This is a genomic window from Janibacter massiliensis (assembly GCF_900289115.1).
In the GTDB taxonomy this organism is placed as follows: Bacteria; Actinomycetota; Actinomycetes; order Actinomycetales; family Dermatophilaceae; genus Janibacter_A; species Janibacter_A massiliensis.
Genome location: NZ_LT985196.1, coordinates 1,002,373 through 1,018,417 on the forward strand (window position 1 = coordinate 1,002,373; position 16,045 = coordinate 1,018,417).

Sequence of the window (16,045 nt, forward strand, 5' to 3'; positions counted from 1 at the left end):
CTAGCGAGCGCGCAGCTCCCGCACGCGGTCGAGCACCGCCGGGACCTTGCTCGGGCCGGAGACCCGGTGGGCGGCGGCGGTCGCACCCTCACCCACCTTGATCGAGACGTCCGGGGGCGCCATCACCTCGAAGGCGTGCTCGTCCGTGACGTCGTCGCCCAGGTACAGGACCGCGTCCGCGCCGAGCTCCTCCGCGAGCGCCCGCAGCGCGCTGCCCTTGTCCGCGTGCACCACCCCGAGCTCGACGACGTGCTTGCCGCGCAGGACGGAGAGCCCGTCGGTGCTCGACCCGAGCGCCTCGGCGGCATCCTCCGCGGCACGCGCCTGCTCCGCGGGCAGCCCTCGGGTGTGGACGACGACGGCCGTCGGCTTGTGCTCGAGCCGGACGCCGGGGTGGCCGGCCAGCAACGGGGCGAGCAGGTCGGGCAACCGGTCCAGGAGGGCGGCCGCGTCGTCGTCGAGATGCCACGTCAGCGCCCGGCTCGTCGGGGCCCCGTGCCCGCCGATCCGGCCGATCGCCGAGCCCTCGGTCCCGGACAGGCGGGGGAGGGGCTCGAGGGCACGTCCGGGGACGATCGCCGCGTGGGGGCCGGGCATCGCCGCGAGCGCGGGGAGCGTCTCGACCGTGCCCTCCTGCGGGCGGGCGTCGAGCGGGTCGAGGACGAACGGGGCGAGGACACCGTCGAAGTCGGTCGCGACGAGGACGGTCGGCAGCTCGGCGAACGCGGCGAGGGCGCCCGCGAGGGTCGGGTCGATCCCGGTCTCGCCCGGCGTGCTCATGCCGTGCCCTCCGTCTGCTCGTCGAGCTCGCGCCGGACCCGGCGCTGCGGCCGGCGCGGCGCGATGTCGAGCGACTCGAGGAACATCGACGCCCACCGCTGGACGTCGTGGTCGTGGACCCTCCGGCGCAGCGCTCGCATCGTCCGGCGCCGCTCGGCGGGGTCGGAGTCGACGGCCCGCAGGATCGCCTGCTTCATCCCCTCGATGTCGTGCGGGTTGACCATCGACGCCTGGTGCAGCTCGTGGGCGGCGCCGGTGAACTCCGACAGGACGAGCGTCCCGCCGAGGTCGTGCCGGCAGGCCACGTACTCCTTCGCCACGAGGTTCATCCCGTCCCGCAGCGGGGTGACGAGCATGATGTCGGCCGCCTGGAACAGCGCCGCCATCTCCTCGCGCGGGTACGACTGGTGGAGGTACTGGATCGCCGGCGACCCGATCGAGCCGTGGTCGCCGTTGATGCGCCCGACGGTCGTCTCGACCTCGGTCCGCAGGCGTCGGTAGGCCTCGACCCGTTCACGGCTCGGGGTCGCCACCTGGATGAACGTGACGTCGGGCGGGGAGAACGCCCCGTCGACGAGCAGCTCCTCGTACGCCTTGAGCCGGTGCCGGATGCCCTTGGTGTAGTCGAGCCGGTCGACACCGAGCAGGAGCGTGCGCGGGTTCCCCAGCGAGGCGCGGATCTCCTTGGCCCGCGCCCGCACCGCGGGGGTCTTCGCGAGCTTCTCCAGCCCCTTGGTGTCGATGCTGATCGGCACGGAGGCGGCGCGCACGACCCGGTCCGGCGCTCCGTCCTCGCTGGCGACGTGGACGGTGTCGGTCCGGGTCTGCAGGTGGAGCATCTGGCGGCACGCGCGGATGAAGTTCTGGGCGTCGGCGGTGCGCTGGAAGCCGAGGAAGTCGGCCCCGAGCAGGCCCCGGAGGAGGTGCTCGCGCCACGGCAGCTGGGCGAAGAGCTCGACGGCGGGCCACGGGATGTGGTTGAACCAGCCGATCCGCACGTCGGGTCGGCGCTCGCGGACGAGGGCCGGGACGAGCTGGAGCTGGTAGTCGTGGATCCACACGCGGGCGCCCGGCGAGGCGACCGAGCAGATGGCCTCGGCGAAGCGCTCGTTCACCTCGCGGTAGGACTGCCACCACCCCCGGTGGAAGGTCGCCGGCACGATGACGTCGTGGTAGATCGGCCACAGGGTGTCGTTGCTGAACCCCTCGTAGTAGGAGGCGATCTCCGGTGCCGACAGCGGGACGGGCACGAGGTGCATGCCGTCCTCGTCGAAGGGCTCGGGTGCCTCCCCGGCCTCGCCGGCCCACCCGACCCAGGCACCCTCGCGGCCGCGCATCACCGACTCCATCGCGGTGACGAGGCCGCCGGGGCTGCGCCGCCACTCGGTGCTGCCGTCGGGGAGCACCTGTCGGTCGACCGGCAGGCGGTTCGCGGCGATGACGAGGTCGTACGTCCGGGCGGCCGGCGCGGGGTCCATCGGGGTCGATCTCCTTCCGGGCGCGCCCGGGTGGCACGCAGGGCGGCGGTCTGGGCGGTGCACCTCCAACCCTAGTGCGGCCACCGCCGACCGCCCGCCGCCGAACTCTTCCCCGTGGCCGCCGAGGTGGCTACCGTCGATGCATGAGGATCCGTGAGGTCATCTCGAGGAAGGGCGACGCCGTCGTCACCTGCCAGCCCGGGACCACGGTCGGGGAGCTGCTGGGGCTGCTCGCCGAGCACGGGATCGGCGCCGTCGTCGTCAGCGGCGACGGGCGGGCCGTCGACGGGATCGTCAGCGAGCGCGACGTCGTCCGCCGGCTCCACGAGCGGGGCGCGGCCGTCCTCACGGCGTCGGTGCAGGAGGTCATGACCGCAGCGGTCCACACGACCTCACCCGACACCGAGGTCGCCGAGCTGGCCGGGGCGATGACCGAGGGCCGGTTCCGGCACGTGCCGCTCGTCGAGGACGGTGCGCTCGTCGGGATCGTGAGCATCGGCGACGTCGTCCGCAGCCGCATCGAGGCCCTCGCCGCCGAGCGCGACCACCTCCAGGCGTACATCCAGCAGTGACCCCTGGGCGCCACGGCGCCCAGCCACGGCCCAGCGTCCTCCCATACGGTGGGCGTGTGACGGGAACGGTGACGCTCGGGGAGGGGGACGTGGGGGCGTCCGTCCGGCTGGGCCCCTACCGGCTCCTGCAGCGCCTGGGATCCGGCGGCATGGGCGTCGTCCACCTCGCGGTCGACCGGCGGGGGCGCGCCGTCGCCGTGAAGGTCCTGCGGGAGCACGTCGCCGCCGACCCCGACGCCCGCGCGCGCCTCGCGCGCGAGGTGGCGACGCAGCGGCGGATCGACGACCGCCGCGTGGCCGCGGTCCTCGACGCCGACACCCGCGGTCCGCGCCCGTACGTCGTCACCCGCTTCGTCGACGGCGCCTCGCTCGACGAGGTCGTCCGCGACGGCGGCCCCCTCGGCCCCGCCGCGCTGCACCGCCTCGCCTCGGGTCTCGCCGGTGCGCTGCACGCCATCCACGCGGCCGGGGTGACCCACCGCGACGTCAAGCCCGGGAACATCCTCGTCGAGGACGGGGAGCCGGTCCTCATCGACTTCGGCATCGCGCACCTCGTCGACGACCACCGCCTGACGATGACGGGCCTGGTGATGGGCACCCCCGGGTACCTCGCGCCGGAGATCGTCGAGGGGGCCGAGGTCAGCGACGCCACCGACTGGTGGGGATGGGCCGCGAGCCTGCTCTTCGCCGCCACCGGCCGTCCCCCGTTCGGCACGGGCCCGATGGACGCCGTGCTCACCCGGGTCTGCCAGGGCAGGCCGGACCTCGAGGGCGTGGACCCTGCGCTGGCGCCGCTGCTCGCGGCGGCGCTGTCCCCGACGGCGGCCGACCGCCCCACGGACACCGAGGTGGTCGACGCCCTCGAGCGGCTCTCGCGCGGGGAACCGGTCGCGCCGGCGCTGCGCGTGGTGCCCGAGACCTCGACCCTCGCCCCCGCGGCGACCAGGGCCATCGACGAGGTGCCCGCCGCCTCCGGCACGTCGGTCATCACCGTCCCGGAGACCCGCGCCCAGCAGCAGGCGCCGCGAACCGCGGTGATGCCGCTGCGGGCGGCCGAGCCGGCCCCCCAGCCCGCGCCCGCGCCGGTCCCCGCGCCGATGATGTGGGAGCCGGCCCCGCAGCCGGTCCCGGTCGTCTGGCAGCCGCCGCCACCCGTGCCGCAGCCTCACCAGCCCGGCGGCGCGACGGTGTGGGCGCCGCAGGACGCCCGCACCGGCCGACCGAACCGGTCCGGCCTCCTCGCGTCGGTCCTCGCCCTCGTCGTCGTCGGCGCCTGCGTCCTGCCCGTCGTCACGCTCGCCGCCGCCCTCGTCGCCGGATCGCTCGCGCGGACCGTCGACCGGACGACGACCGGCCTCGCCCTTCGACGTCACCGCTACGGCGCCCGCGGCAGCGACGTGGCCGTGGCGTTCGCCGCGAGCCCGTGGAACCTCCTGATCAGCACGCTCGCCACCGCCTTCTGGGCCGTGATCCCGCTCGTCCTCGGCGTGGGAGCCGCGCTGCTCGCGGGTGCCGTGGTGGTCGCCGGGATCGGCCGTGGCGGTGTCGCGACGGCGGTCGCTGCGGCCGCGGGGTCGGTGGTCGCCCTCCTGGCCGCGTGGTGGGGTCCCGGCGGGGGTGCGCTGCGGCGGGGGTCCCGGAGCGTGGCCCGCGTCGTCGCACCGACCGCGTGGGTGTCGGTCATCCTGTCGGTCCTCGTGCTCGGGGCTGCCGCCGTGCTCGGTCTCAGCGACGCGGTGGAACAGCTCGGGCCCTCGCTGTGGCCGGTCGGCGGACCGGTCGAGCGCGTCCTGCCATGACCGGGCCCGACGACCGCTCACCGGAGCGGCCCACCCGTCCGCACCGGCAGGTGTTCCGCCGTCCCGCCGTCCGCGAGGCCCGGGTCCAGCACCTCCTGCGACGCCCCAGCCTGCGGGGCGAGGCGCCGACGGAGACGCTCCCCGTCGCGGCCGTCCTCAAGGGCACGCCCTACCGCGACCCGCGCGTCAGCCGATCCGTCGCCGAGGAGCGGGAGGCGCAGTCGGCGATGGACCTCGCCCTGCGGGTCGCGGAGGTGATGCTGCGCTCGGGCGCGGGCGCCCCCGACGTCGAGACGGCGGTCGTCGCCGTCGCGGCGAGCGCAGGTCTCGAGCAGCTCGACATCGACATCACCGTGCAGTCGGTCATCATGCAGACGGTGACCCCCTCGGGGCACGTCATCACCCGGATGCGGGTGGTCCGCCGGGCCCGGGACGACTTCGCCCGGCTCGCGGCGGTCCACGACCTCGTCGGGCAGCTGACGCGCGGCGAGGTCGACCCCGGGGACGCCCTGCCGAGGATCAAGGCGATCGCCCGTCGGCGCCGCACGTGGTCCCGTTGGGTCGTCGCGCTCGGCCGTGGCGCCGTCTCGGCGGGCGTGGCGATCGGGCTCGGTGCCGGTCCGGTCGCCGTGGCTCTGTCGATGGTCATCGGCGTGCTCACCGAGCTGGCGGTCGAGGCCGTGCAGCGCCGAGGCCTGCCCGCCTTCTACGTCGGGACCGCGGGCGGCCTCGTCGCGACGATCCTGGCGTGGCTCGCGCACGTCCTCGGGCGATACCGGGTCGTCGACCTCAGCTCGACCGAGTTCGCGTTCCTCGTCGCCGGGGGGATCGTCGCCCTGCTGCCGTCCCGGACCATCGCGTCGGCGATGGAGGACCTGATCACCGGGTATCCCGTGACCGGGACTGCGCGCATCGTCGGCGTCCTGTTCAACACCTTCGGGCTCATCGTCGGCGTCGCCGCCGGGCTCGCGGCGACGGCCGCCGTCGCGACGCGGCTCGGCCTCAACCTCGAGCCGCCCCCGATCGGCCGGATGGCCTGGGCCTCGGGGTCGCCGCCGCTCGTCATCCTCGGCGCCGCCCTCGTCGGGATGGCAGCGGCCGTGACGGCCCAGAGCCGCCGGCGGATGCTCCTGCCGTCCGCGGCCCTCTCGACGCTCACCGTCGGGGTCGCGTGGCTGCTCGACGCGCGCGGGTTCGATCGGATCACCTCGGCCGCGCTCGCCGCCGTCGTCCTGGGGTTCGTCGGCCGGTACGTCTCGTTGCGCCTGACCGCCCCGCCGGTCGTCCTCACCTCGCCTGCGTCGCTCGGTCTCATGCCCGGTCTGTCGATCCTCGTCGCCCTCCAGCGGCTCACCGTCGAGCGCACCGAGAGCGCTGTCCAGCTCGGGACGCACGGCATGTTCACGGCCCTCGGGGTCCTCATGGCCGTCGCGACGGGGACCGTGCTGGGCTCCGTCCTCGCCTCGCCGCTGGACACCTGGGTGCAGAATCGGTCACGACGCGGTCGCGAGGCTCGGCGCACGTGACCCGTGCGCGGAGGCAGCAGCGCCGCGAACTCTGATGCGGGGACACAATTCAACGCGGTTCCTGCGAGGCGTCGTTCCCCGATGTTCTCCTCGGAGGACATGGTCTCGCGCGGCCGGGTGGACGCGGGGTTGATCCGCGAGGTCACGGGAACGTAACGTTCGAGCGGCGCACCCCCGGCGCCCAGGCGGACACCCCGGAAGGACCCCCTCCTCATGAGCTACTCGCCCAAGCACGCTGCCCCGAAGACGCCGTCGACCACCCGCCGCCGCGTGACCGGCGCCGCCGTCGCCGGCATGGCCGTCATCGGCGGTGGCACGGCCCTCGCCCCGAGCTCCGCCCACGCCGGGTCCGGCGGTGTCTGGGACCGCGTCGCGGCCTGCGAGAGCGGTGGCAACTGGAGCATCAGCACGGGCAACGGCTACTACGGCGGCCTGCAGTTCTCCGCGCAGACGTGGCTCGGCTTCGGCGGTGGCAAGTACGCCCGCTACGCCAACCAGGCGACGAAGGCCCAGCAGATCGCCATCGCCCAGAAGGTCCTGCGGGTGCAGGGTCCGGGCGCGTGGCCGGTGTGCTCGCGCCGTGCGGGCCTCACCGTCGCCAACGGCACCGCGGTGCAGGTCGGCGCGACGACCGCGCGCGCGTCGCGGACGGCCACCCGGACGATGGTCGCCAACGGTGACCTCGTCGTCGACGGCAAGCGTGGCGCGCGGACCAACGCCCGCCTCGAGCGGTGGAGCGGCTCGGGTCGGATCAACGGCTGGTTCTCGCACTACGACGTGAAGAACATGCAGCGCAAGCTCGACGTCCCGGTGACCGGGCGCACGGACGCGCGCACGGTTCGCGCCCTCCAGCGCACGGTCGGCACCCGCGTCGACGGTCAGTGGGGCCCGCGCACGACGAAGGCGGTCCAGCGCTACCTCAACCGGATCTACTGAGCCGCTTCGACGACGCCCGCCAGCGGCCCGGTCCCCCGTGGACCGGGCCGCTGGTGTGTCATGGGGGTGTGGACCTCGGCGAGCTGCGGGCGGCGGTCGGCGACGCGCTCGTCGTCGCCCCCGACGTGGTGGACGGCTACCGCCTGGACCGCGCGCACTTCTGCCCGGCGGGCGTGCCGCTCGGGCTCGTCCGCGCCCGGTCCAGGGACGACGTCGTCGCCACCCTGCGCTGGGCGAGCGCCCACCGGGTGCCGGTCGTCCCGCAGGGCGCGCGGACCGGCCTGTCCGGAGGCGCGAACGCCGTCGACGGCTGTCTCCTGCTCTCGCTCGACCAGATGACGGCGATCCGCGCCATCGACCCCGTCGAGCGGATCGCCGTGGTCGAGCCGGGCGTGCGCAACGCCGACCTCACGCGGGCGTGCTGGGAGCACGGGCTGACCTACCCGCCGGATCCGTCGAGCTGGGAGATCAGCACGATCGGCGGGAACGTCGCGACGAACGCCGGGGGACTGTGCTGCGTCAAGTACGGCGTGACCCGGGAGTACGTCCGGGCCCTCGAGGTGGTCCTCGCCGACGGGCGGGTCCTGCGGACCGGGACCGCGACGGCCAAGGGGGTCGCGGGCTACGACCTCACCTCGCTGCTCGTGGGATCCGAGGGCACGCTCGGGGTCGTCACGGAGGTGACGGTCCGGCTCGTCCCCCGTCCGGCGGACCCGCTGACGGCCGTCGCCTTCTTCGGGTCGGCGCGAGGTGCGTGCGAGACGGTGCTCGACCACCGCGCGAGCGGGGCGCGGCCGTCGATGCTCGAGCTCATGGACCGCGGATCGCTCGAGGCGGTCGCGCGCCTGAAGGACCTGGGGTTCCCCGAGGGGACCGGTGCGATGCTCCTCGTCCAGAGCGACGACCCGGACCGTGCGGGCGCGGAGCTGGATGCCTTCGCCGAGGTCGCCCGGCGGCGCGGCGGCGAGGTCGTCGTCGCCGAGGACCGGGAGGAGGCCGAGCTGCTCGTCGAGGCGCGCCGGCTGTTCTCCCCGGCCCACGCGGCGCTGGGGACGGACCTCGTCGACGACGTCTGCGTGCCGCTGACGCGCCTGGCGGACCTCGTCGACGGGGTCGAGGCGATCGGCCGGGAGCGCGACGTCGCCGTCATGACCTCCGGGCACGCCGGGGACGGGAACATGCACCCGGTCGTCGTCTTCGACGGGGGCGACCCGGCGTCGGCGGCGAGGGCGGAGGCGGCGTTCGCGGCGATCATGCGGCTGGGGATCGCGCTCGGCGGGACGATCACCGGCGAGCACGGGGTCGGGCGCCTCAAGGTTCCCTTCCTGGGCGAGGAGGTCGGCAGCGCGTCCGTCGACGTCCACCGGTCGATCAAGGCGGCCCTCGACCCCCTCGGCATCCTCAACCCCGGCGTCGTGCTCGGCCCCTGACCCGGCGGGATCGATTCCTGCGACGTGCAGTTCGTACCCGACTGGCCCCTCGACCGCGAGAACCCGGGCCTCGTGCGGCGCGGCGGGCGCGAACTGCATGTGGGAAGGACCGCCAGCACACGCACGAAGGGGCCCGCACCGCACGGTGCGAGCCCCTTCGGTCCGTGGTCAGCGGAGCGGGCCGTTGCCGACCTTGCGTCCCCACCAGCGGCCGAGTCCGAAGGTGTCACCGCTGAGCGTGTAGGCGAGCGCGAGGAGGGCGAGCGCCTCGATCCAGTGGGAGTCGACGAGGGGGTTGACGAAGCCCTCGTTGGCGCGACCGATCGGGAACTCGGCGAGGTACATGAGGAAGAGCAGGAGCGATCCCAACCACGCGGCGATCTTCATCCCCGCGCCGAGGAGCACGGCGACGCCGATCCCGAGCAGACCAGCCATGAACAGCCAGTCCCAGAAGCCGCCGGCGAAGTTCTTGAAGAACCCACCGAGCGGTCCGTCGACCACGGTCGGGTTCTTCGTGAGGAAGCCCGTCGTCGGGGATCCTCCGTCGACCCAGCCCTTGTCGGCGGGGGTGGAGTACCCGAGGCCGAACAACTTGTCGAGGAAGGGCCACAGGAAGGTGAACCCGAGGACCACCCGCAGCGCGGCGAGCAACCCGCGCGCGAGGGGGGAGCGAACGATGTCCTCCTGGAAGGTGACGTCGCGGCGGTCGGCAGTACGTTCCCTGCCGGCATCGTCGTGGGTCGCGGTGTGGCTCATGCTGATCGACCTCCGAACTGCGCCCGTCGGGCCCGTCCCGCGGGCAATCTCAGGATACGCCCGGGAATCTCCGAAAGATGTTCGCCACCGGTGTGATCCGCGGAACGCCGACCACGGACCGGATGCCTCGATCGTTCAGAGCTGGAGATGGGACTCGAACCCACAACCACCTGTTTACAAGACAGGTGCGCTACCAGTTGCGCCACTCCAGCCCGGTCGGGCGGGTGCCCGACGGCCAGCCCATGGTACGGGCGGGCCTCTCGCACCCTCGTCGGTCACCGGGTGTTCACCCGGCCGTCGCTCCCGCGGGGCACCATCGGCGGCATGCGCGCCAACTCCTCCCGTCGAGCCGTCCTCGCTGCCGTCGCGGCCGCTCCCGTCATGGCTGCCGGGGTCTCCGCGGCGCCGGCACCCGCCGAGGCAGCGAGCGAGCGGCCCCTCGTCATCGCCCACCGCGGCGCGTCGCACTATGCGCCCGAGAACACGATGGCGGCCTTCGACCTCGCGATGGACCTGCGGTCCGACCTCGTCGAGACGGACGTGCAGCGGACGAAGGACGGGGTCCTCGTCCTGGTCCACGACACCGACCTGAAGCGCACGACGAACATCGAGCAGCGCTACCCCGGTCGCCGGTCGTACGCTGTGAAGGACACGACGTGGGCGGAGATCAAGACGCTCGACGCCGGCTCGTGGAAGGCGGCGAAGTACCGAGGCGAGCGCATCCCGACCCTGTCCTCCCTCGTCCGTCGGGTGAAGGAGCGCCGCAGCGGTCTGCTCCTCGAGCTGAAGTCGCCCTCCCTCTACCCGGGGATCGAGCAGCAGATCGACCGGATCTTCCGTGCCTCCGGGTTCGTCTCCTACGGCCGGGCGACCGGCAAGGTCCAGGTGCAGTCGTTCGACTTCACCTCGATGAAGCGCTACCACGCCATCGACCCGTGGATGCCGGTCGGACTGCTCGGTCGCCCCTACCGCTGGGAGCTCGACGACCTCACGTGGGCCGACCAGGTGAATCCGAACTACCTCGCCTCCGACGCGACGTACGTCCGAGACCTGCACGCCCAGGGGTTCGTGAGCTACACGTGGACGGTCAACGACGAGATCGGCATGAACATGGTCCTCGACCGCGGCCATGACGGGATCATCACCAACCGCCCCGACCTGGCGCACAGCGTCCTGCTCACGCGCGGCTGACAGCTGCCCCCGACGCGGTTCGCCGTGACCCGGGTCACGCCCACTAGAGTGCGCGCGTGATCGAGCAGAAGCGCATCCTCTCCACGCCCATCCCGGGTCCCCGTTCCGTCGAGCTCCAGCAGCGGAAGACCGCGGCCGTGGGCGCCGGCGTCTCCACGGGCCTGCCGGTCTACGTCGAGCAGGCGCGGGACGGGATCCTGCGGGACGTCGACGGCAACCAGCTCATCGACTTCGGGTCCGGGATCGCGGTGACGAACGTCGGCAACGGCAACCCGGCCGTCGTCAAGGCCGTCCAGCAGCAGGTCGAGCGCTTCACCCACACGTGCTTTATGGTCACCCCGTACGAGGGGTACGTCGCCGTGTGCGAGCGGCTGGCCGAGCTCACCCCCGGCGACCACGAGAAGCGCAGCGCGCTGTTCAACTCCGGCGCCGAGGCGGTCGAGAACGCCGTGAAGATCGCCCGCCACGCGACCGGCAAGGACGGCATCGTCGCCTTCGACCACGCCTACCACGGGCGGACGAACCTCACCATGGCGATGACGGCGAAGAACATGCCGTACAAGCACCGCTTCGGCCCCTTCGCGGGCGAGCTCTACCGCGTGCCGATGGCCTACCCCTACCGCTGGCCCGGGGGCCCCGAGCACTGCGAGAAGGAGGCCTTCTCCTACATCACCGACCAGATCCACGCGCAGGTCGGGGAGGAGAGCACCGCCGCGGTCATCATCGAGCCGATCCAGGGCGAGGGCGGGTTCATCGTCCCGCCGAAGGGCTTCTTGCCGCGGCTGGCGGACTGGTGCCGGGAGCACGACATCCTCTTCATCGCCGACGAGGTGCAGTCCGGCTTCTGCCGTTCCGGCGACTGGTTCGCCTGTGACGACGAGGGTGTCGTCCCCGACCTCATCACGACGGCGAAGGGGATCGCCGGTGGCATGCCGCTCGCCGCGGTCACCGGCCGGGCCGAGCTGCTCGACGGCGTCCACCCCGGTGGTCTCGGCGGGACGTACGGCGGTAACCCGGTCGCGTGCGCCGCGGCGCTGGCGTCGATGGACTTCATGGCCGAGCACGACCTGGCCGGACGGGCCCGGGCGATCGGGGAGCGCCTCACCGGTCGGCTCACCTCGATGGCCGAGCGCTTCCCGCAGATCGGCGAGGTCCGCGGTCGTGGCGCGATGATCGCCGCCGAGCTGGTCACCGACCGGGAGACGAAGGAGCCCGCCGCCGCGCTCGCGGGCGCGGTGAACAAGGCCTGCCACGAGCGCGGCCTGGTCACCCTCACGTGCGGGACGCTCGGCAACGTCTTCCGTTTCCTCCCGCCGCTGACGATCACCGACGAGCTCCTCGACGAGGGCCTCGACGTCTTCGAGGAGGCCTTCGCCGCGTCGGTCTGACCCGGCGCGGCAGGGGCGCCCGTCAGCGCGGCGGCATCCGCAGGGCGCCGTCGAGCCGGACGACCTCGCCGTTGAGCATCGGGTTGTCGACGACGTGCGCGACGAGACTCGCGTACTCGCGTGGGTCGCCGAGCCGGCTCGGGTGCGGCACCTGCGCCTCGAGCACCCGACGGGTCTCCTCGGGCAGCCCGGCGAGCATCGGCGTGGCGAACGTGCCGGGCGCGATCGTCATGACGCGCACGCCGGTCTCGGCGAGGTCCCGCGCCGCCGGGAGGGTGAGCCCGACGACCCCGCCCTTGCTCGCGGCGTACGCGGCCTGGCCGACCTGGCCGTCGTAGGCGGCGATCGAGGCGGTCATGACGACGACCCCACGGTCGCCGTCGACGGGCTCGTTGTCGGCCATCGCGGCCGCGGCGAGCCGGAGGACGTTGAACGACCCGACGAGGTTGATGTCGACGACGGTGCGGAAGGTGTCGAGGTCGAGCGGGCCCTTGCGGCCGACGACCCGTCCCGGGGTGGCGACCCCGGCGCAGGTCACGGCGACGCGCAGCTCGCCGAGCTCGCGAGCGGCCTCGACCGCGGCGGCGATCTCCTCGGGGGAGCGGACGTCAGTGCGGACGAACCGGGCGCGCTCGCCCAGCTCGTCGACGAGGGCCGAGCCGCGGGCCGGGTCGAGGTCGGCGACGACGACGGCGGCCCCGGCGGCGTGGAGACGACGGACGGTGGCCTCACCCAGGCCCGAGGCGCCCCCGGTGACGAGGGCGACGGACGACGACGTGAGCTTCATGGGCCCAGCCAACCAGACCCGGCGGGGGTCACCCCGTCGGGCTGTCGGCACGCGCCGGGGCGCGGCGGCGCCAGTAGCCGACGAGGGCGACCGCGAGGAGCGCCGGCCACAGGGCCATCGGCCCGTACGTCACACCCAGGACGACGCGCTGCCAGAGGTTCATCCCGTCCGCGGGGGTCCAGGCGCCGGTGCCAGCGAGCCACGCGCCGCCGAACTGCACCGCGAGCGAGACGACGAACAGCGTCACGACCGCCCAGCCGAGCCACCCGGCGGCGGTCGGCAGGAGGCGGTGGATGCGCCGCCCGCGGAGCCCCGGAACCCAGCGAGGGACCCTCTCGCCCCACGGCCGTGCGAGCCCGACGCACAGCGTCGCGGCGACGAGCTCGACGGCGTCGAGGCCGAGCACGTACCCGACGAGCGCCGGGTCGGACCGGAACTCGTCGGCCTCGGCGAAACCGAGGGGTGCTCCAGCGAGCATGAGGACCCGCCACAGCATCGACGGGAGCAGGCAGAGCAGGCACCCCCACGCCGCGATGCGGGCCCACCGCTGGGGCGGTGTCCCCGTCGAGCCCGGGTCAAGAAGCGCTGCCGTTCCAGAACCCATGCCCATGACCGTAGCGGGGCTCCCGGGGCGGGCTATCCGCCTCGGCGCGACGTCGGACCGCGCGGTTAGCGTGGAACGCATGCCCGCTCGCTCCCGCGCCGTTCTCGTCCCGATGTCGCTCCTCGGCGCCGCCGCACTCGTGGTCGCCGGGTGCTCGGCCGCCCCGGAGCCGAAGCCCGCGCCCGCGCCCGGGTCCTCGAGCCCGCCGACGACCGCTGGGACATCGGTGACCGTCGCGGGCGCCCCGGCCGCCCTGCGTCGCGTCGTCGAGAAGGTGTACGCGAAGTCCGACCGGCCCGTGACCGCGAAGGCCCACCTCGGACGGTGGAAGGGCGAGAAGATCGCCGTCGTCGTCGCCGGTGACGACGTCACCCTGCTCACCGGGCCGCGATGGACGGTCGTCGGCGGGTGGTGGCCCTCCTTGGGGAAGGCGCGGCCCGAGCTCGGCGGGGCGATCCACGTCCTGCTCATCGGTTCGGACGCCCGCCCGGGCCAGGACCACGACCACGCCCGTGGGGATGCGCTCCAGCTCGTCGGGCTCGACGGGGCCGGGGGCGGCGGGGTCGTCGGCATCCCGCGCGACTCGTGGGTCACGCTGCCGAACGGCTCGAAGGGGAAGATCAACGCGGCGCTCACCTCGGGCGGGCCCGCGGGGCAGACGGCCGCCGTCGAGTCCCTCTCGGGCATCCGCACGACGGGCTACCTGTGCACCGGCTTCGGGGGGTTCAAGCGGATCGTCGAGCAGCTCGGTGGGATCGACTACACGGCGCCGAAGGCGGTGTCGGGCGAGGCGTCCGGCGCGAAGGTCAGGGCGGGGCGGCAGCGGCTGGGCCCCGAGCAGGCGCTCGCCTACGCGCGCGAGCGCAAGACCCTGCCCGACGGCGACTTCGGACGCTCCCGCAACCAGGGCCTGCTCCTCGTCGGCGCGTTCCTCGACGCCCGGCGGCGCGGCCCCAGCGAGCTCGCGCGGGCCCTCACCGTCGTGCAGTCCCAGTCGAGCAGCGACCTCACCGCGGCCGAGGCGCTGCGGTTCGGCGCGTGGATCTACAAGATCTCCCCGATGCGCGTCGGCCACGAGGTCGTTACCGGTTCGACCCCGACGATCGGCGGTCAGTCCGTCGTCGTCCTCGGCGATGACGCGCGGGCGACCTTCCGCGACTTCGAGGACGCCCGGCTGGGGGGCTGAGCCGCCCCCGCGGCCGGTCTTCTCAGGGTAGGGGAGCGGGCTGCACCGGGGCGAGCGTGGGTCGCTTCGGCGTGCGCCCGTCGCCGGAGGAGCGGCCCGTGACGCGCCGCTGGACCCACGGCGCGACATGGGTGCGGACCCACGCGCCGTGCTCGCGCAGCTCGTCGATCCGACGGCCGGCCGTCGGTGCGTCCGGGCGGGTCAGCCACGCCTCGTCGACACCCTCGACGCCGAGCGCCTGCGCCGCCGCGTGCGCGACCCGGCGGTGGCCCTCGGTCGTGAGGTGGATACGGTCCTCCGCCCACTGCGACCAGCCCCGCAGCGCGGCGAGCTGCCACAGGTTGAGGACGTGGCAGCCGTGCCGCTGGGCGATGCTGAAGAGGTTGGCCGTGTGGATGCCGTGCCGACCGCGCAGCGAGGACAGCAGGCCGGCCTCGGCCGGGTCTGCGGGGGTGGCGAGCAGGACGTCCGCACCGGTGGCCCGGATCCGCTCCACGGCGGACTCCAGCCGGGCGGCGAGCGCGTCGAGGTCGACCTTGGGGCGCAGGATGTCGTTGCCGCCGCCGACCATCGAGACCAGGTCGGGGGAGAGCTCGAGCGCCGCGTCGAGCTGCTGCCCGACGATGTCGTCGAGCTTCCTGCCGCGGACGGCGAGGTTGGCGTAGCCGAAGTCGACCCCGGCGGCCGCGGCGCGGGCCGACAGGTGCCCGGCGAGGACGTCCGCCCACCCCCGGTAGGCGTCACCGGAGGGGTCGCTCGGGTCGAGGTCGCTCATGCCCTCGGTGAACGAGTCCCCGATCGCGACGTACCGCTGCCACGTCCGGTGCGGCTCGGTCGTCGTCGGGGTGCTCGCGTCAGGGATGTGGGCGGGGGTGGTCGGGTCGGTCACGGCAGGCTCCAGTCGATCGGGTCGGCGCCCTGCTGGACGAGGAGGGCGTTGGCGCGCGAGAAGGGCTTGGAGCCGAAGAAGCCCGAGCGGGCCGACAGCGGCGAGGGGTGCGCGCTCTCGATGGCGGGGACCTCGCCGAGCCGTGGGCGCAGCGAGCGGGCGCCACGACCCCACAGGATCGCCACGAGCGGCCCGCCGCGCTCCGCGAGCACCTCGATGGCGCGGTCGGTGACCGCCTCCCAGCCGATGCCCTGGTGGCTCGCCGGGGCACCCGGGCGCACGGTGAGGACGCGGTTGAGCAGCATGACCCCCTGCTGCGCCCACGGGGTGAGGTCGCCGTTCGTCGGGGCGGGGACGCCCACGTCGTCGACGAGCTCGCGGAAGATGTTGCGCAGGCTCGGCGGCAGGGGACGGACGTCGGGCGCGACGGCGAACGACAGCCCGATCGGGTGGCCGGGCGTGGGGTAGGGGTCCTGCCCGACGACGAGGACGCGCACCGACTCCAGGGGGATGGTGAACGCCCGCAGGACCTTCTCGCCGGCCGGGAGGTAGCCGCGACCGGCGGCGATCTCGGCGCGCAGGAAGTCCCCCGCGCGCGCGATGTCCTCGGCCACCGGGTCGAGCGCCTGCGCCCACCCGGGGTCGACGATCTCGGCGAGCGGGCGGGGCTTCACGACGCCGACGTTACCGGCGGGACGGCGACGGGCCCGTCACCGGGAGCGG

General features: G+C 74.1%; 15 protein-coding genes and 1 tRNA gene. 8 read left to right on the forward strand and 8 right to left on the reverse strand.

Features of this window, described 5'->3' with window-relative positions; all coding sequences use genetic code 11:
- The gene (gene otsB, locus DAA34_RS04930) at positions 1-780 is read right to left on the reverse strand and encodes a trehalose-phosphatase (protein ID WP_106817865.1); all 780 of its coding nucleotides are present in this window, start codon (positions 778-780) and stop codon (positions 1-3) included.
- Positions 777-2,258 carry an alpha,alpha-trehalose-phosphate synthase (UDP-forming) gene (locus DAA34_RS04935; RefSeq protein ID WP_106817866.1) on the reverse strand — a complete coding sequence of 494 codons (1,482 nt, stop codon included), beginning with the start codon at positions 2,256-2,258 and terminating at the stop codon, positions 777-779. Before DAA34_RS04935 ends, otsB begins: the two co-directional genes overlap by 4 nt.
- 143 nt (positions 2,259-2,401) lie before the next feature.
- Here DAA34_RS04935 and DAA34_RS04940 point away from each other — a divergent pair, with 143 nt between their 5' ends.
- From DAA34_RS04940 to DAA34_RS04960, 5 genes are all read left to right on the forward strand, one after another.
- Positions 2,402-2,830: a CBS domain-containing protein gene (locus DAA34_RS04940; RefSeq protein WP_106817867.1), complete on the forward strand. Its 429-nt coding sequence runs from the start codon at positions 2,402-2,404 to the stop codon at positions 2,828-2,830.
- A 56-nt stretch (positions 2,831-2,886) separates the two neighbouring features.
- The gene (locus DAA34_RS04945; RefSeq protein ID WP_106817868.1) at positions 2,887-4,629 is read left to right on the forward strand and encodes a protein kinase domain-containing protein; all 1,743 of its coding nucleotides are present in this window, start codon (positions 2,887-2,889) and stop codon (positions 4,627-4,629) included.
- Complete coding sequence (locus DAA34_RS04950; RefSeq protein WP_106817869.1) at positions 4,626-6,155, forward strand: threonine/serine exporter family protein; 1,530 nt, start codon at positions 4,626-4,628, stop codon at positions 6,153-6,155. Before DAA34_RS04945 ends, DAA34_RS04950 begins: the two co-directional genes overlap by 4 nt.
- A 213-nt stretch (positions 6,156-6,368) precedes the next feature.
- A complete protein-coding gene (locus tag DAA34_RS12655) occupies positions 6,369-7,091 on the forward strand; it encodes a transglycosylase family protein (RefSeq protein WP_106817870.1) in 723 nt (240 codons plus the stop codon).
- Positions 7,092-7,159: 68 nt separating this feature from the next.
- Positions 7,160-8,521: an FAD-binding oxidoreductase gene (locus DAA34_RS04960; RefSeq protein WP_106817871.1), complete on the forward strand. Its 1,362-nt coding sequence runs from the start codon at positions 7,160-7,162 to the stop codon at positions 8,519-8,521.
- Positions 8,522-8,689: 168 nt separating this feature from the next.
- Here the strand turns inward: DAA34_RS04960 and DAA34_RS04965 are convergent, their stop codons facing one another.
- Together DAA34_RS04965 and DAA34_RS04970 are read right to left on the reverse strand one after the other, a co-directional pair.
- Entirely contained in the window at positions 8,690-9,277 is a 588-nt protein-coding gene (locus tag DAA34_RS04965; protein ID WP_234354114.1) for a DoxX family protein, read from the reverse strand.
- Between the two features lie 139 nt (positions 9,278-9,416).
- Positions 9,417-9,489: transfer RNA gene (locus DAA34_RS04970), tRNA-Thr, on the reverse strand.
- Positions 9,490-9,601: 112 nt separating this feature from the next.
- Between DAA34_RS04970 and DAA34_RS04975 the strand changes: the two genes are divergently transcribed.
- Together DAA34_RS04975 and gabT are read left to right on the forward strand one after the other, a co-directional pair.
- A complete protein-coding gene (locus tag DAA34_RS04975; RefSeq protein ID WP_158707619.1) occupies positions 9,602-10,468 on the forward strand; it encodes a glycerophosphodiester phosphodiesterase in 867 nt (288 codons plus the stop codon).
- 56 nt (positions 10,469-10,524) lie between these two features.
- Positions 10,525-11,856, forward strand: coding sequence for a 4-aminobutyrate--2-oxoglutarate transaminase (gene gabT, locus DAA34_RS04980; protein WP_106817873.1), 1,332 nt, complete (start codon positions 10,525-10,527; stop codon positions 11,854-11,856).
- Between the two features lie 22 nt (positions 11,857-11,878).
- On the opposite strand, the gene DAA34_RS04985 is transcribed toward gabT, so the two are convergent.
- Positions 11,879-12,643, reverse strand: a complete 765-nt coding sequence (locus DAA34_RS04985) for an SDR family NAD(P)-dependent oxidoreductase (protein ID WP_106817874.1) — start codon at positions 12,641-12,643, stop codon at positions 11,879-11,881.
- A gap of 28 nt (positions 12,644-12,671) precedes the next feature.
- The gene (locus DAA34_RS04990) at positions 12,672-13,247 is read right to left on the reverse strand and encodes a hypothetical protein (protein ID WP_106819821.1); all 576 of its coding nucleotides are present in this window, start codon (positions 13,245-13,247) and stop codon (positions 12,672-12,674) included.
- A 79-nt stretch (positions 13,248-13,326) separates the two neighbouring features.
- On the opposite strand from DAA34_RS04990, the gene DAA34_RS04995 reads away from it, so the two are divergent.
- Positions 13,327-14,433 (forward strand): LCP family protein, encoded by a 1,107-nt coding sequence (locus DAA34_RS04995; RefSeq protein ID WP_158707620.1) that lies wholly within the window; start codon positions 13,327-13,329, stop codon positions 14,431-14,433.
- A 22-nt stretch (positions 14,434-14,455) separates the two neighbouring features.
- Here the strand turns inward: DAA34_RS04995 and DAA34_RS05000 are convergent, their stop codons facing one another.
- Positions 14,456-15,322 (reverse strand): SGNH/GDSL hydrolase family protein, encoded by an 867-nt coding sequence (locus tag DAA34_RS05000; protein WP_407657005.1) that lies wholly within the window; start codon positions 15,320-15,322, stop codon positions 14,456-14,458.
- Positions 15,319-15,996 (reverse strand): uracil-DNA glycosylase, encoded by a 678-nt coding sequence (locus DAA34_RS05005; RefSeq protein WP_106817876.1) that lies wholly within the window; start codon positions 15,994-15,996, stop codon positions 15,319-15,321. The genes DAA34_RS05000 and DAA34_RS05005 overlap by 4 nt, the downstream gene beginning before the upstream one ends.
- Positions 15,997-16,045 lie beyond the last annotated feature (49 nt).

Bases quoted from the DNA above. Each gene is read 5' to 3' on its own strand.
- otsB (WP_106817865.1), bottom strand. From the start codon at position 780: ATGAGCACGCCGGGCGAGACCGGGATCGACCCGACCCTCGCGGGCGCC.
- DAA34_RS12655 (WP_106817870.1), top strand. From the start codon at position 6,369: ATGAGCTACTCGCCCAAGCACGCTGCCCCGAAGACGCCGTCGACCACC.
- DAA34_RS04935 (WP_106817866.1), bottom strand. From the start codon at position 2,258: ATGGACCCCGCGCCGGCCGCCCGGACGTACGACCTCGTCATCGCCGCG.
- DAA34_RS04965 (WP_234354114.1), bottom strand. From the start codon at position 9,277: ATGAGCCACACCGCGACCCACGACGATGCCGGCAGGGAACGTACTGCC.
- DAA34_RS04940 (WP_106817867.1), top strand. From the start codon at position 2,402: ATGAGGATCCGTGAGGTCATCTCGAGGAAGGGCGACGCCGTCGTCACC.
- DAA34_RS04950 (WP_106817869.1), top strand. From the start codon at position 4,626: ATGACCGGGCCCGACGACCGCTCACCGGAGCGGCCCACCCGTCCGCAC.
- DAA34_RS04975 (WP_158707619.1), top strand. From the start codon at position 9,602: ATGCGCGCCAACTCCTCCCGTCGAGCCGTCCTCGCTGCCGTCGCGGCC.
- DAA34_RS04990 (WP_106819821.1), bottom strand. From the start codon at position 13,247: ATGGGTTCTGGAACGGCAGCGCTTCTTGACCCGGGCTCGACGGGGACA.
- DAA34_RS04995 (WP_158707620.1), top strand. From the start codon at position 13,327: ATGCCCGCTCGCTCCCGCGCCGTTCTCGTCCCGATGTCGCTCCTCGGC.
- DAA34_RS04985 (WP_106817874.1), bottom strand. From the start codon at position 12,643: ATGAAGCTCACGTCGTCGTCCGTCGCCCTCGTCACCGGGGGCGCCTCG.